Source organism: Phenylobacterium sp., assembly GCF_030646615.1.
Classification (GTDB): domain Bacteria; phylum Pseudomonadota; class Alphaproteobacteria; order Caulobacterales; family Caulobacteraceae; genus Phenylobacterium.
Window position 1 is genome coordinate 21,119 of record NZ_JAUSLG010000016.1, and the last position, 13,306, is coordinate 34,424.

General features: G+C 70.9%; 14 protein-coding genes and 1 pseudogene. 5 read left to right on the forward strand and 10 right to left on the reverse strand.

Annotation, left to right across the window (positions count from 1 at the left end; genetic code table 11):
- Positions 1 to 80: 80 nt before the first annotated feature.
- On the reverse strand, positions 81 to 953 hold the full coding sequence (locus Q7S93_RS02825) for a bifunctional regulator KidO (RefSeq protein ID WP_304712059.1): 873 nt from the start codon (positions 951 to 953) through the stop codon (positions 81 to 83).
- 104 nt (positions 954 to 1,057) lie between these two features.
- Here Q7S93_RS02825 and Q7S93_RS02830 point away from each other — a divergent pair.
- Positions 1,058 to 1,918, forward strand: a pseudogene (locus Q7S93_RS02830) (XdhC family protein); the annotation flags it as partial.
- Positions 1,919 to 1,989: 71 nt separating this feature from the next.
- Here the strand turns inward: Q7S93_RS02830 and Q7S93_RS02835 are convergent.
- The 6 genes from Q7S93_RS02835 to moaA are packed head-to-tail and all read right to left on the reverse strand — an operon-like array spanning position 1,990 to position 5,990.
- Positions 1,990 to 3,180, reverse strand: coding sequence for a molybdopterin molybdotransferase MoeA (locus Q7S93_RS02835; protein WP_304712060.1), 1,191 nt, complete (start codon positions 3,178 to 3,180; stop codon positions 1,990 to 1,992).
- Complete coding sequence (gene moaC, locus Q7S93_RS02840; RefSeq protein ID WP_304712061.1) at positions 3,177 to 3,647, reverse strand: cyclic pyranopterin monophosphate synthase MoaC; 471 nt, start codon at positions 3,645 to 3,647, stop codon at positions 3,177 to 3,179. Before moaC ends, Q7S93_RS02835 begins: the two co-directional genes overlap by 4 nt.
- A complete protein-coding gene (moaB, locus tag Q7S93_RS02845; RefSeq protein WP_304712062.1) occupies positions 3,644 to 4,198 on the reverse strand; it encodes a molybdenum cofactor biosynthesis protein B in 555 nt (184 codons plus the stop codon). The genes moaC and moaB overlap by 4 nt, the downstream gene beginning before the upstream one ends.
- Positions 4,199 to 4,255: 57 nt before the next feature.
- Positions 4,256 to 4,696 carry a molybdenum cofactor biosynthesis protein MoaE gene (locus Q7S93_RS02850; protein ID WP_304712063.1) on the reverse strand — a complete coding sequence of 147 codons (441 nt, stop codon included), beginning with the start codon at positions 4,694 to 4,696 and terminating at the stop codon, positions 4,256 to 4,258.
- A gap of 3 nt (positions 4,697 to 4,699) precedes the next feature.
- The gene (locus Q7S93_RS02855) at positions 4,700 to 4,945 is read right to left on the reverse strand and encodes a MoaD/ThiS family protein (protein ID WP_304712064.1); all 246 of its coding nucleotides are present in this window, start codon (positions 4,943 to 4,945) and stop codon (positions 4,700 to 4,702) included.
- A 4-nt stretch (positions 4,946 to 4,949) separates the two neighbouring features.
- The gene (gene moaA / locus Q7S93_RS02860; RefSeq protein ID WP_304712065.1) at positions 4,950 to 5,990 is read right to left on the reverse strand and encodes a GTP 3',8-cyclase MoaA; all 1,041 of its coding nucleotides are present in this window, start codon (positions 5,988 to 5,990) and stop codon (positions 4,950 to 4,952) included.
- Positions 5,991 to 6,021: 31 nt separating this feature from the next.
- Here moaA and Q7S93_RS02865 point away from each other — a divergent pair, with 31 nt between their 5' ends.
- On the forward strand, positions 6,022 to 6,642 hold the full coding sequence (locus Q7S93_RS02865) for a nucleotidyltransferase family protein (protein ID WP_304712066.1): 621 nt from the start codon (positions 6,022 to 6,024) through the stop codon (positions 6,640 to 6,642).
- Here Q7S93_RS02865 and Q7S93_RS02870 read toward each other — a convergent pair.
- Entirely contained in the window at positions 6,639 to 8,846 is a 2,208-nt protein-coding gene (locus Q7S93_RS02870; RefSeq protein WP_304712067.1) for a xanthine dehydrogenase family protein molybdopterin-binding subunit, read from the reverse strand. The two genes, Q7S93_RS02865 and Q7S93_RS02870, sit on opposite strands and share 4 nt — an antisense overlap.
- Positions 8,847 to 8,866: 20 nt before the next feature.
- The gene (locus Q7S93_RS02875; RefSeq protein WP_304712068.1) at positions 8,867 to 9,343 is read right to left on the reverse strand and encodes a (2Fe-2S)-binding protein; all 477 of its coding nucleotides are present in this window, start codon (positions 9,341 to 9,343) and stop codon (positions 8,867 to 8,869) included.
- 172 nt (positions 9,344 to 9,515) lie between these two features.
- Between Q7S93_RS02875 and Q7S93_RS02880 the strand changes: the two genes are divergently transcribed.
- From Q7S93_RS02880 to Q7S93_RS02890, 3 genes are read left to right on the forward strand one after another with little or no spacing between them, the layout of a single operon-like run.
- Positions 9,516 to 9,881, forward strand: a complete 366-nt coding sequence (locus tag Q7S93_RS02880; RefSeq protein WP_304712069.1) for a c-type cytochrome — start codon at positions 9,516 to 9,518, stop codon at positions 9,879 to 9,881.
- A complete protein-coding gene (locus tag Q7S93_RS02885; protein WP_304712070.1) occupies positions 9,878 to 10,249 on the forward strand; it encodes an MliC family protein in 372 nt (123 codons plus the stop codon). Before Q7S93_RS02880 ends, Q7S93_RS02885 begins: the two co-directional genes overlap by 4 nt.
- Before the next feature lie 15 nt (positions 10,250 to 10,264).
- Positions 10,265 to 11,161 (forward strand): NAD(P)-dependent oxidoreductase, encoded by an 897-nt coding sequence (locus Q7S93_RS02890; protein WP_304712071.1) that lies wholly within the window; start codon positions 10,265 to 10,267, stop codon positions 11,159 to 11,161.
- Positions 11,162 to 11,177: 16 nt separating this feature from the next.
- Here the strand turns inward: Q7S93_RS02890 and Q7S93_RS02895 are convergent, their stop codons facing one another.
- Positions 11,178 to 12,785 carry an MFS transporter gene (locus tag Q7S93_RS02895; protein ID WP_304712076.1) on the reverse strand — a complete coding sequence of 536 codons (1,608 nt, stop codon included), beginning with the start codon at positions 12,783 to 12,785 and terminating at the stop codon, positions 11,178 to 11,180.
- Positions 12,786 to 13,306: the final 521 nt, after the last annotated feature.

The following is a 13,306-nucleotide window of genomic DNA, read 5'->3' on the forward strand; positions in this document are numbered from 1 at the left end:
GACGGCGCGCAAACGCCTCAAGACCTAGATTTTAGAGCCTGACTCAAGGATCGGACGATTCCGGCGGATCGCGTCGGGCCTTAGGCGGCCGCCCATTGGCTGGGATCGAGCGCCACAGGATCGTCGAGGGCCATGTCGTCCCAGTCCAGGTCCGGGGGCGGGCTGGAGGCGGCGGCGACGACCGCTGAAAGTTCGGCGGCCGAGGTGACGCCCACCAGGACCGTGGTGGCCTCGGGCCGCGACAGGGCGAAGCCCAGGGCCGCCTGCAGCGGGTCGCTGCGGCCCTCGGCGATCAGGCGGCGGGCCCGGGAAATACGGCTGGCGGCGGCCTTCAGGTGACTGGGCGCGCGGTCGGGCGGCAGGAAGATCAGGCCGTTCAGGAAGATCGAACGTAGCTGAACCTCAACGCCCATGCCGGCCAGGGTTGCCAGGGTGCCGTCGATCAGCAGCCGCTGGTCGAGCAGGCTGGCGGGCGCCTGGATGACGTCGGGACGGAAACGGCGGGCCAAGCCCACCGGATCGTCGGAGGCGAAAACCGCCACCCCGATCCGACGGCAGACTCCAGCGTCGCGCAACTGCTGCAGGCGGGTCCACAGCGCCATGCCGTGGGGCCCAAACAGCTCCGAGGCCGAGGGCACCAGCACGCAGTCGGCCTGGGCGACGCCCAGGCGACGCAGGGAGGCCCGCACCTCGGCCTCCACCATGTCGGGGCCGCGGTCGGCGCGGATCGTCGTGACGGACACGCGGAAGGGGATGGGCTTGGGCAGGGCCTCGCCGATCAGGATCTCGCCCTGGGCCGAGCGCCCGTCCACGTCGAACACGGAAAGGCCGGCCCGGGCGGCCACCGAGAGAATGTCATGAACTTCGGCCTGGGCCGGCCGCCCGCGGACGGTGGCCTGGTCCAGAACGAATTGGCCGGAGCCGAGGCCGAGCTTGGCGAGCGGAGAGGTCATGGGCGGGGCGGACGCTCTAAGAACTGCACTTGTCGAGGTTCATGCTTATCTGTGAGGCCTAAAGAACCCGTATCTGGAACCTTTCACGGGGGTTAATCTGGCCCATGACCGAACCGCTTCCGCAATGGCCTATCTTCGGCCTCGACGAGGATGTCCGCCCCGCCCTGCGGCAGGCGGCGGCCACGGGGGCGCCCCTGGTCCTGGCCACGCTCACCGCCCTGGGCGCCGGGGGGCCGCGACCGGTCGGGACCCAGATGGTGTTCGGCCAAGGCGTGGTTTCCGGTTACTTTTCCGGGGGTTGCGTCGAATCTGACGTGGCCGCTCATGCCCAGGCCTGCCTGGAGGACGGGGCGCCGCGGACCCTGGTCTATGGCGAGGGCAGCCCCTGGCCGGACATCCAGCTGCTGTGCGGCGCGCGGATCGAGATCTTCCTGGAGAAGGTGGCGAGCGACGATCCCGCCCTGGGGGATCTTTTTAACGCCCAGAATGAGCGCAAACCCTGCGTCTGGCTGAGCGATGGCCGCAGGCGGGTCTGTGTGGCGCCTGAGGCCGCCCAAGCCTGGGACGGCGCCATCCGCAGGGACTATGCCCCGGTCCCCCGCCTGGTGGTGGTCGGCGCCGACCCCACCGCCCTGGCCATCGCCGCCCTGGGTAGTCAGGCGGGGTTCGAGACGACCCTGGTGCGACCCAAGGGGCCGGCCGAGCCGCCGCCCCTGCCCAAGGTCGCCTATCGCAGGGATGAGCCCGGAGAGGCTCTGGCCGCCATCGGCCTCGACCCCTGGACGGCGGTGGCCATCGCCACCCATGACCTGGCCACCGATCAGGCGGCCCTGCGCGCGGCCCTGCCGTCCCAGGCGGCCTATGTGGGCCTGTTGGGCGCGCGGGCGCGTCTGGCTGAGCGGCTCGCCCGTTTGCGTGAGGCTGGAGTCAGCGAGGGAGCCTTGTCGCGGCTGCACGCCCCCATCGGCCTCGATCTAGGCGGCAAGGCCCCCTGGGAGGTGGCCCTGTCGGTGATCGGCGAGATTGTCGCCCTGCGCTATGCCCGGGCCAGCGGCAGCACTTCAACCAGCCCTCCGGCCTCGACGGCCGAAGCGCCGGGCGGGCGACGCAGCAAGGCGTCAGCGGCGGCGAACACGGTGACCAGCGAGGAATCCTGGTCCCCATAGGGCTGGACGCTGATCGCGCCGTCCTGATGGGTGAGCTTCGCCCGCATCCAGTGCTCCCGCGGGCCGTTGGCCGCCAGCGGCGTCGCGGCGCGGGCGGTGATCGTGGCGAACGGCGCGGGATCGCCCTGATAGGCCATCAGGATCGGTCGCAGGAACAGCTCCGCGCAGACGAAGGCCGAGGCCGGATTGCCGGGCAGGCCCAGCATCCGGCGGCCATCGGCCAGGACCCCGAAGAAGGTCGGCTTGCCCGGCCGCACCGCGACGCTGGCCACCTTCATCTCAAGGCCGAGCGCCTCCCCCGCAGCGCGCACCAGGTCGTGATCGCCCACAGAGGCGCCGCCGACGGTGACGATCAGGTCGGCCTCGGCGTTCCGCAGGGCGGCGATCACGGCGTCCAGCTCGTCGCGGACGGGTTTCAGCTTTTCAGCCTCCGCCCCCCAGGCTCGCACCATGGCCAGCAGGGCCGGAGCGCCGGAATCATAGATCTGGAACGGCCCTGGAACCCCGGGCGCCTCGATGATCTCTTCGCCGGTGGAGATGATCGCCACCTTGGGCGCCCGATGGACCGACACCTCGGCGCGGCCCGCCGAGGCGGCCAGCGAAAGCCGCCAGGGGTCGATGCGCTGGCCGGCGCTCAGCAGGGCCTGGCCTGATCTGAAGTCGCCGCCCCGGGGCCGCAGGTGCTGGCCTGACCGGGTCTGCGGCGTCGTCACGGTCTCGCCGTCCCGCAGGGCGTCTTCCTGGATGACGATGGCGTCGGCGCCGGCGGGCACGGCCGCGCCGGTGAAGATGCGCACCGTCTCGCCAGGCTCCAGGGCGCCCGCATAGCCATGGCCGGCGGCGCTCTCGCCGATGATGCGCAAGGTTCCCGGCGTATCGCCGCTGCGGACCGCCCAGCCGTCCATGGCCGAGGCGTCGAAGGGCGGCTGGTCGCGGATGGCGCTGACATCCTCGGCCAGGACGCGGCCGATGGCGTCGGCCAGCGGCAGGGTCTCCGCCGGCAGGGGCGCGATCTCGGCCAGCATGCGGGCCCGAGCGTCCTCGACGGCCAGCAGCTTCATGGGGCGGTCCAGTCGCCGGACGCGCCGCCGGACTTGGCGACCAGGCGCACGGCCTCGATGACCATGCCCTTCTCGGCGGCCTTCAGCATGTCATAGACGGTGAGGCAGGCGACCGAGACCGCCGTCAGGGCCTCCATCTCCACCCCGGTCTGGCCGGTGGTGCGCACCCGTGCGGTGACCGACAGACCGCCCTCGCCGGGCGCCACGCGGACCTCGACCTTGGACAGGGCCAACGGATGGCAGAGCGGGATCAGTTCGCTGGTGCGCTTGGCGGCCATGATGCCGGCGATCTCGGCGGTGGCGCGGACATCGCCCTTCTTGGCGTCGCCGGAGAGGGCCAACGCCAGGGTCGCAGGCGTCATCCGCACGAAACCCTCGGCCACGGCCTCGCGGGCCGTGACCGCCTTATTCGAGACATCGACCATGTGGGCGCGGCCGGTCTCGTCGATGTGGGTGAGGCCGCTCACCGCTCCATCAGCCGGGGCATCAGCTCGACCATGTTGCAGGGGCCGTGCCGGCTGTCGAGCTGGGCTGCGATCACCTTGTCCCAGCCGTCCTTCACCGCCCCGTTGGAGCCGGGCAGGCAGAAGACGAAGACGCCGCCGATGATGCCGGCGGTGGCGCGGCTCTGCAGGGTGGACAGGCCCACCGACTGGTAGCTGACCATGTGAAAGACCACGGAAAAGCCGTCCAGGGTCTTGTCGAACAGGGGCTGCAGGGCTTCGGGCGTCACGTCCCGGCCGGTGATGCCGGTGCCGCCGGTGGTGACCACGGCGTCCACCTGGCCCGAGGCGACCCAGGCCTGGACCTGGCTACGGATAGCCTCCACGTCGTCGCGGACGATGGTGCGGCCGCCCAGGACATGGCCGGCGCCGGTGACCCGGTCGGCGAGGATCTGGCCAGACGTGTCGGTCTCCTCGTCGCGGGTGTCGGAGACGGACAGGACGGCGATGCGGACCGGGACCAGGGTCTTGGCCTCGTCGATCTTGCCCCCGGGGGCGAAGGCGGGCGCATTCATGGTCGGCTCCTTGGGGTCGGTGTCTTCAGGGGTTTCTAGCCGGAGCGGCGCGCCCCGTCATGCCCAACGGGCGATGTCCTCGTGATCCTGCGTTCGGGGCTCGACCCAGCGGGCGCCGTCTGGACCATGCTCCTTCTTCCAGAAGGGGGCGCGGCTCTTCAGATAGTCCATCAGATAGTCGCAGGCCTCAAACGCCGCCCGGCGGTGGGACGCCGCCGTGGCCACAAAGACGATGGGCTCGCCCGGCGCGATCTGGCCGATGCGATGGACGATCATCAGGTCCTGCAGATCAAACCGCGTCCTGGCCGTCTCGGCGATGGCGCCGATCTGCGCCTCGGTGAAGCCGGGATAGGCCTCCAGCTCCAGGACCCTGGTCTCGCCGCCCTCGGCGCGGGCCAGGCCCGTGAAGCTCGCCACCGCGCCGGTCTCGGCCCGCCCCCGGCAGAAGCCCGACAGCAGGGGGCCGGGATCGAAGCCCTGGTCGGTGAGGCTGATCATCGCCTAGCCCCCGCTCATGGGCGGCAAAAAGGCGACTTCGGAGCGGGTCGAGAGGGCCGCGTCATCCCGCACCAGCACCTGGTCGAGCGCCACCTGCACGCCCGGCGCGGCCAGGGCCTCCCCCAGGGCGGCGTCATCTGCGGCCAATCGGGCGCGAAGTTCGGAAAGCCGGGCGGGCGAGGGCTCCAGGGTCTTTTCCCGCCAGCCGGCGATGTCGCTCAGGCGGCCAAACAGCAGGACGCGGGCCATGGCCTCAGCCCCCGGTGGTCGACATGTGACGGGCGAGCGCCGGGGCGGCGGACCGCTCGATGCGGAAGTCGTGCCCCTTAGGCTTGCCGTCCACCGCCAGCCGGATGGCCTCGACCAGGGCCGCATCGTCGGCGCCGGCGCGCAGGACGGCCCGCAGGTCGCTGGCGTCCTCTTGTCCTAAGCAGGTGTGCAGGGTGCCGGTGCAGGTCAGCCGCACCCGGTTGCAGCCCTCGCAGAAATTGTGGGTCATGGGCGTGATGAAGCCCAGCCGCCCGCCAGTCTCGGCCACCCGCACATAACGGGCCGGGCCGCCGGTGGAGAGGGGAATGTCCTCCAGGGTCCAGAAGCTCTCCAACTCCTGGCGGACCTTGGCGAGCGACAGGAACTGGTCGGTGCGATCGACCTCGATCTCGCCCAGCGGCATGGTCTCGATCAGGGTGGCGTCCATGCCCTCGCCGTGCGCCCAGGCGATCAGGTCCGGCAGCTCGGCGGCGTTGTCCTGGGCCAGGGCCACGGCGTTGATCTTGACGGCGATGCCGGCGCCCTGCGCGGCCTTGATCCCGGACAGCACCTTGGCCACGTCGCCGCCGCGGGTCAGGCGGCGGAACAGGTCGGGCTTGCGGGTGTCGATGGAGACATTGACCCGCCGCACGCCGGCCGCGGCCAGGGGCTCGGCGAATTCCGCCAGGCGGGTGCCGTTGGTGGTCAGGGTCAGCTCATCCAGCGCCCCGGACTTCAGATGCCGCGACAGGCCCTCGATCAGGCTCATCACGCCCTTGCGCACCAGGGGCTCGCCGCCGGTGATCCGCAGCTTGCGCACGCCAAGCGCAATGAAGGCCGAACTGACCCGGTCCAGCTCCTCCAGGGTCAGCAGGTCCTTCTTGGGCAGGAAGACCATGTGCTCGGCCATGCAATAGACGCAGCGCAGGTCGCAGCGGTCGGTGACCGAGACCCGCAGATAGGTCACCGTCCGGCCGAAGCCGTCGATCAGGGGCGCCGCCGTGGCGGCTGGCGCTTGCGAAGATGGGGCGTCGTAAGGCGTCATGGCGTTTGACCAACATAGGCGAGGGCGGGCCATGGCGACAGGGGCGGCGAACAGTCAGGCGGTGTGGAGCGCCATTGTCCTGGCCGCTGGGGCGGGCCGGCGGTTCGGCGGCCGCAAGCTGCTGGCGCCGTTCGAAGGCGGCGCGCTGCTCGACGGCGCGCTGAGGGCGGCCTTCGCCAGCCCGGCCTCGACGGTCATCCTGGTGACGGGGTCAGAGGCAGACGAGGTGGCGGCGGCCGCGAGGGCCTGGGCGGAACGCCAGGGCGCGGGCGACCGGCTGCACATCATCCACGCCGCCGACCACGCCGAGGGCATGGGCGCCTCCCTGCGGGCCGGCGCCGCAGCCCTGCCGGCGGACAGCGCCGGCGCCTTCGTCTTCCTGGGGGACATGCCGAGGGTCCCTGCCGCCGTACTGCCCCGCCTGGTCGAGGCGGTGGGAGCTGGCGCAGCCGCAGCGGCCCCGGTCTGCGACGGCCGCCGCGGGCACCCGGTGCTGTTCGCCGCCGAGCTGTACGCCCCCCTACGCCAGGCCGCCGGCGACGAAGGCGCCCGCGCCGCGCTCTTGGGCCTCGGCCCCCGCCTGGCCCTCATCGAAACCGACGACAAGGGCGTCCTGTTCGACGTCGACCGGCCGGAGGATCTGGCCCCCTAGGCCTTCACAAACGGCTGGGCGGTGATCGCTTCGCCAGTCAGGGCCAGGAGCGCATTGGCCACGGCCGGGCCGATCACCGGGGTGCCGGGTTCGCCGACGCCGGTGGGGTGGGCGCCGGCCGGCTGGGCGAGGATATAGGTCTCGACCGTCGGGGCTTCGTTGTGGCGCAGCACCCGGTAGGTGTCGAAATTGGTCTGGTCCACCCGGCCTTCGGTGAGGGTCACCTCGCCATAGAGGGCGGCCGACAGCCCGTAGCAGGTCCCGCCCTCCATCTGGGCGGCGATCTGGTTCGGCGAAATGGCCGTGCCGCAGTCGATGGCGGTGACCACCCGGCCGACCTTGGGCTCGCCATTCTCCATCTTGACCTCGGCCACCTGGGCGACGACCGAGCCGAAGCATTCGTGCACCGCCACGCCGCGGGTCCAGCCCTCGGGCGCAGGCTCGGCCCAGCCGGACTTCTCCACCGCCAGGTCGAGGACGGCCAGGTGCCGCCTGGCGTCGGCCTTCTGATAGAGGGCGCGGCGGTAGTCGACCGGGTCCTGGCCGGCCCTGCGGGCCAGCTGGTCGATGGTGTGCTCCATGACATAGGCCGTGTGGGTCGCGCCCACTGAACGCCACCAGAGCACCGGTACGCCGATGTCCGGGGTCAGCAGCTGGGCGTCCACATGGGGGGTGGCCGCAAGGTAGGGCGAGCCCTTGGCCCCCTCGACCGCGGTCTCGTCGACCCCGCCGCCGCCGAAGGGCGCGCCCTTCATGATCGACTGGGTGACGATGCGGTGGCTCCAGGCGCGGGGATAGCCCTCCGCGTCGGTGACCACCTTGACCCGATGGTGGACCAGGGGCCGGAAATAGCCCGCCGCCATGTCGTCCTCGCGGGTCCAGACCAGCTTCACCGGCCGGTTCTTGCCGACCTTCCTGGCGATCTCGACGCACTCCACCACGAAGTCGGACTGGAAGTTGGCCCGCCGGCCAAAGGAGCCGCCGGCCGGCAGGGTCTCGATCTCCACCGAACCGGGCAGGTTGAGGACGACCTTGGCCACATTGAGCTGGTCCAGGGTCGGCCCCTGGGAGGCGAAGGTGAGCCTGGCCTGGTTGCCCGAAACCTGGGCCACGCAGTTCATGGGCTCCATGGTGGCGTGGGCCAGATAAGGGAAGTCGTAACCGATCTCCAGCGCCTCGCCCTGGGCCGCGCCTTGCATCTGGCCAGCCACGTCGCCCCGGCTCTCGAAGGCCTGCCATGACTCGCCTTCGGCCAGGGCGGCCGAACCGTCGGTCAGCCCCTGGAAGCGGGTGAGGATGTCGGCGGAGCTGCGGGTCTCGGCCTTGGCCTCGTCCCAGGTGACGGTCAGCGCGTCGCGGCCCTGCCTGGCGGCCCAGGTATTGTCGGCCACCACGGCGACGCCGGTGGGAATTTCATAGACCTCGACCACGCCGGGCACGGCCTTGGCTGCGGCGGCGTCGAAGCTCGCCACCCTGGCGCCGAAGCGGGGCGGGTGGGCGACCATGGCCACAAGCAGGTTCTCGGCCTGGACGTCCATGGTGAAGCGGGTCTCGCCGGTGCTCTTGGCGCGGCTGTCCTTGCGCCGCACCCGGTCGGTCCCGATCAGGGTGAAGCGGGCCGGGTCCTTCAGGGTCGGCTCGGCCGGCGGGGTGATCTTGGCCGCATCCGGCAGCAGCTCGCGGAAGTCGGCGGTGCGGCCAGAGGCGGCGTGGCTGACCACCCCATTCTCCACGGTGATCTCGCTGACCGCGACGTCCCAGCGCGCGGCCGCAGCCTGGACGAACATGGCCCGGGCGGCGGCGCCGGCCTTGCGCAGCTGATCCCAGGAATTGTTGATCGCCGACGAGCCGCCGGTCAGCTGCGCGCCCATGGCCCCGTTGGCGTAGAGCTTGGCGTTGGCGGGCGCGTGCTCCCAGCCGACGCGGGTCCAGTCGGCGTCCAGCTCCTCGGCGACGATGGCCGCCAGGCCCGCATGGTTGCCCTGGCCGAACTCGATATGCTTGCAGACCACGCTGACCGCCCCGTCGGGGGCGATCTTCACGAAGGGGCCGAAGGCGCCGACTTCGCCCTCGGCGCCCAGCGCCATCAGGCTGGTCGGCGAGCAGCCCACCAGCAGGGCGCCGCCAGCGGCGGTGGCGGTGACGATCACATCGCGGCGGGAGGGGCCGGCCTGGGCGCGGCGACGGTCAAAGGGTGCGTTCATGGCTGTCTGGCCCCGCCGGTTCAGGCTTGAGTCTGGGTGTCGGCGGCGGGCGTCTGGCCGGCCGCGTCCTTGATCGCCGCGTGGATGCGCTGATAGGCGCCGCAGCGGCAGATGTTGCCGCTCATGGCCGCGTCGATCTCCTCGTCCGTGGGCTGGGGCGACTGCTCCAGCAGGGCCACGGCCGACATGATCTGGCCCGACTGGCAGTAGCCGCACTGGGGCACGTCCAGCCTGACCCAGGCCTCCTGCAGCCGGTGGTCGCCCCCCAGCCCTTCGATGGTGGTGATCTTGGCGCCGGCCACCGCCGCGATAGGGGTCAGGCACGAGCGGATCGGGGCGCCGTCGGCCAGCACCGTACAGGCGCCGCATTGGGCGATCCCGCAGCCATACTTGGTTCCGGTCAGGCCCAGTTCATCCCGGAGAACCCACAAGAGCGGCGTGTCGTCCGCCGCCTGCACAGAAAGCGGCTTTCCATTCACGTCCAGCGTCGCAGCCATGGCTTTCCCCTGATCGACCGTCCAGCTTCACCTTGAACATAATGCTGTAGGCGTCGAAGCGTAAGTGTCGCCGAGCCAAAGGGTGAGGCTCCTGGCCTTCGGCCCTGTCATCGGGCTGAGGCTCGCCTATGTTTGAAATGGGCCGTGCGGCCAGAACCATCCGGAGACCTTGATGATCCGTCCCGCTCTTCCCGCCCTGGCGGGCCTCGCCCTGGCCGCGGGCCTCGCCGTCGCCGCCCCGTCGCAGGCGGCTGATGGCGCGCGGCTGTTCAACCTGCAGTGCAAGACCTGCCATGGGGACAAGAGCACGCCCATGGGGCCGGCCCTGGCGGGCGTCGCCGGCGCCGACATCGCCGGGCGCGATGACTTCACCTATTCGGCCGGCCTCAAGGCCAAGACCGGAACCTGGACCGACGCGGCCCTGGACGCCTATCTGGCGAAGCCGATGGCCTTTGCCCCGGGCACGCGCATGATGGTCGCCGTTCCCAACGCCGAGAACCGCGCGGCCATCGTGACCTATCTGAAGACGCTCAAATGACTTCCCCCGTCCGTCTTGTGCTGAGCGTCGGTCTGCTGGGCCTCAGCCTTGCGGCCTGCTCCACCGTCGGCCCGCCCGCTGCGGCGCCGGCCTTTTCGGGCGGCCGGGTCAGCGTCAGCCCCGAAGACGCCACCGACGCGCCCATGAGCTATACCTGCCAGGGCGGCAAACGCTTTGTCGCAGCCTACGCCCTGTCGGGCGAGCATGTGGTGGTCCAGGCGGGCGGGCGATCCTACCGGCTGCCCCATGCGGCCTCGGCGTCGGGCGCGCGGTTCTCCGGCGGCGGGGTCGATCTCTTTACCCAGGGCGTGGAGGCCACCCTCGACGGGGCGGCCGGGGCGCCCTATCGGGCCTGCAAAACAGGCTGACAAGGAGCTGCACGCTTGGACGCCTTCCCCGCCTATTTCCCCCTGGCCGGCGCCAAGATCGTCGTGTCTGGCTCAGGCGAGGGCGCCGAGGCCAAGGCCCGGCTGTTCGACGGCTCTCCGGCCCGGCTGGTTCGCGTCAAGGGGCCGGAAGCCTTTCTGGCGGGGACCTATGCGGGGGCGAGCCTGGTCTTCGTGGCCAGCCCCGATGACCTCTTCGTCCAGGCCGCGGTCACCGCCGCCCGGGCCGCCCATGTCCCGGTCAATGTGGTCGACCGTCCGAGCCTCTGCGACTTCACCACGCCCGCCGTGATCGACCGCGGCGAGGTGGTGGCCGCCGTGGGCACCGGCGGCGCCTCGCCCATGCTGGCGACCCTGCTGCGCAACACCATCGAGGCCCGCATCCCCGAGGGGACCGGCCGGATCGCCGCCCTGTTCCGCAAGATGCAGGATGAGGTGCGCGAAGCCCTGCCCGACCTGCCTCGGCGGCGGACCTTCCTGCGCAAGGCCCTGGAGGGACCAGCCGCCGATGCGGCCCTGGCCGGCAATATGGAGGCCGCCGAGGCGCTGCTGCGCCAGGCCCTGAGCGAGGACGGCCCCCAGGCCGGACGTCTGCAGTTCGTGGCCGGCCGCGGGCCTGCCGACCTGCTGACCCTGCGCGCCAGCCGCGTGCTGGCCGCCGCCGATGTGCTGGTGGTCCCCGCCGACGCCGACCGCGACGTCCTGGGCCTGGCCCGCCGCGACGCCGAGCGTCTGGAGCCTGACGAAGCGACGCCCGAACGGCTGATCGCCCTGGTGGGGGAGGGGCTGAAGGTCGCCTGCCTCATCACCGCGGCCCCCGACCCTGCCGCGCTGCGCGCCTATGCGGAGGCCGGCCTTGAGGTCGAGGTCCTGCTAGCCGCGCCGCAGGGCTGACGCCCGGGGGGCGGGCTCAGTCCAGGGGCTTGCCCTTGGTCTCGGGCAGGAACAGGCAGACCACCACGCTGATGGCGGTGAAGATCACCGGGTACCAGAGGCCGGAATAGATGTTGCCCGTCGCCGTCACGATGGCGAAGGCGCTGAACGGCACGAAGCCCCCGACCCAGCCGGTGCCGATATGATAGGGCAGGGACATGGCCGTATAGCGGATACGGGTGGGGAAGAGCTCCACCAGGGCCGCGGCCATGGGCCCATAGAGCGCCGTGGCCGCGACCACGAAGATCATCAATATGCCGAAGACGGCGGGCAGGTTGGTTCGCGCGGGATCGGCGACGGCCGGATAGCCGTTGTCGGCCAGGGCCTGGCGGATCTGGCCGTCCACCTGGGCGCGCACGGTCTTCAGGCCGGCGGCGTCGAGGCGCGAGCCGTCCGCCGACACCACCACGGTCTGGCCAATCCGCACCTCGGCGCCCGCGCCCGCCGGTGCGGCGAGGTTCTCATAGGAGACCCCGGCATTGGCCAGGCTGGTCTTGGCGATGTCGCAGGCCGAGGTGAACTGGGCCCGGCCGATGGGATCGAACTGCAGGGCGCAGTCGGCCGGGTCGGCGAAGACCACGACAGGCGTCGAGGCTTGAGCCTCGGCGAGCGCCGGGTTGGCCGCCAGGGTCAGGGCCTTGAAGCCCGGGAAGAAGGCCAGCAGGGCGAGCGTCATGCCAAACCACATGACCCATTTGCGGCCCACCCGGTCCGACAGCCAGGCGAACATCACATAGAGGGGCGCGCTGGCCAGGGTGGCGCAGATCATCAGGGTGTTCACCGTCGCCGGCTCCACCTTCAGGAACCGCTCCAGGAAGATCTGCACGTAGAAGAAGGTGGTGTACCAGACCGCGCCCTGGGCGCTCATGAAGGCGAACAGCACCAGCAGTACGATCTTCAGATTGGGCCACTGGCCGAAGGCCTCGGCGAAGGGCGCCTTGGTCTGCTCGCCGGCGGCCTTCAGGCGGGCGAAGCTGGGGCTCTCGGCCAGCTTCAGGCGCATGAAGATCGACACCGCCAGCAGGCCCGCTGACAGCAGGAAGGGGACCCGCCAGCCCCAGGCGGCGAAGGCCTCTTCCCCCAGGAGGCGGCGGGTCACCAGGATGACGCCCAGGGCGCCGATCAGGCCGAAGGCGGCCGAGGCCTGAATCCAGCTGGTATGCTCGCCCCGACGGTGGGCCGGCGCATGTTCGGCCACATAGATGGCCGCCCCGCCATATTCGCCGCCCAGCGCCAGGCCCTGGAGGATGCGCAGCACGATCAGCAGGGCAGGGCCCACGAGACCGGCCTGGGCGTAGGTCGGCAGGAAGCCGATGGCCAGGGTGGCGCCGCCCATCAGGGTGACGGTCACCAGGAAGGCGGCCTTGCGCCCGACAAGGTCGCCCATCCGGCCGAAGATCAGCGCGCCCAGGGGCCGGAAGGCGAAGCCGGCGCCGAACAGGGCCAGGGCCGCCACCAGACCTGCCGTCTCGTTCAGACCGGCGAAGAAGTTGCGCGAGATGATCGAGGCCAGCGCCCCGAAGATGAAGAAGTCGTACCACTCGAAGGCCGTGCCGGCCGAGGAGGCCACGACCACGGTGCGCATGGACGGCGCGCCCGCCACTTTACCCTCGGATATCGTCTTGTCGCTCACGGTCGTCACGCTCCCCAGCCCGATCGAGGGTCAAGCTGTAACACCGGTCTGTGAGGGCGAGGAAGTGGTCCTGACGCCTGGGCCTCAAGGCAAACGCGCGCCCTTTCATGAGGCCGGCGCGCCGGGGCTGAGGTCTCGCCGCCCAAGCCTGGCGATCTATCTGCCAAGGGCCCCAAGATTGGCGGGCCCGCCGTTCAGGCCCCAGAACACTGAACGGAAAGGGCAATTCCCACTGCGCAGCCGGAATTGCCCGAAACCCACACCGGCGTTGTCGCAAAAAGTCGCAAAAGGCTGATTGACAGGTTCGGGGGTGGCGACTAGATACGCCGCTCCTCGCCGGGGCCGAAAGGTTGGCGGGGCTGGCGGAAGCCGGTTTGGTCTTTGACATTGTTGAATTGGAAAGAGAACCGCAGGCGGCGGTGTTCTGGCGATGGTTCTTAGGAACTGTCTGGACGCTGACGAACTCTGCGGTC

What these genes read in the sequence shown, in the direction of transcription:
- Q7S93_RS02825 (WP_304712059.1), bottom strand. Translation starts at nt 953, where the DNA reads ATGACCTCTCCGCTCGCCAAGCTCGGCCTCGGCTCCGGCCAATTCGTT.
- Q7S93_RS02835 (WP_304712060.1), bottom strand. Translation starts at nt 3,180, where the DNA reads ATGAAGCTGCTGGCCGTCGAGGACGCTCGGGCCCGCATGCTGGCCGAG.
- moaB (WP_304712062.1), bottom strand. Translation starts at nt 4,198, where the DNA reads ATGAATGCGCCCGCCTTCGCCCCCGGGGGCAAGATCGACGAGGCCAAG.
- Q7S93_RS02850 (WP_304712063.1), bottom strand. Translation starts at nt 4,696, where the DNA reads ATGATCAGCCTCACCGACCAGGGCTTCGATCCCGGCCCCCTGCTGTCG.
- Q7S93_RS02855 (WP_304712064.1), bottom strand. Translation starts at nt 4,945, where the DNA reads ATGGCCCGCGTCCTGCTGTTTGGCCGCCTGAGCGACATCGCCGGCTGG.
- moaA (WP_304712065.1), bottom strand. Translation starts at nt 5,990, where the DNA reads ATGACGCCTTACGACGCCCCATCTTCGCAAGCGCCAGCCGCCACGGCG.
- Q7S93_RS02865 (WP_304712066.1), top strand. Translation starts at nt 6,022, where the DNA reads ATGGCGACAGGGGCGGCGAACAGTCAGGCGGTGTGGAGCGCCATTGTC.
- Q7S93_RS02870 (WP_304712067.1), bottom strand. Translation starts at nt 8,846, where the DNA reads ATGAACGCACCCTTTGACCGTCGCCGCGCCCAGGCCGGCCCCTCCCGC.
- Q7S93_RS02875 (WP_304712068.1), bottom strand. Translation starts at nt 9,343, where the DNA reads ATGGCTGCGACGCTGGACGTGAATGGAAAGCCGCTTTCTGTGCAGGCG.
- Q7S93_RS02880 (WP_304712069.1), top strand. Translation starts at nt 9,516, where the DNA reads ATGATCCGTCCCGCTCTTCCCGCCCTGGCGGGCCTCGCCCTGGCCGCG.
- Q7S93_RS02885 (WP_304712070.1), top strand. Translation starts at nt 9,878, where the DNA reads ATGACTTCCCCCGTCCGTCTTGTGCTGAGCGTCGGTCTGCTGGGCCTC.
- Q7S93_RS02895 (WP_304712076.1), bottom strand. Translation starts at nt 12,785, where the DNA reads ATGCGCACCGTGGTCGTGGCCTCCTCGGCCGGCACGGCCTTCGAGTGG.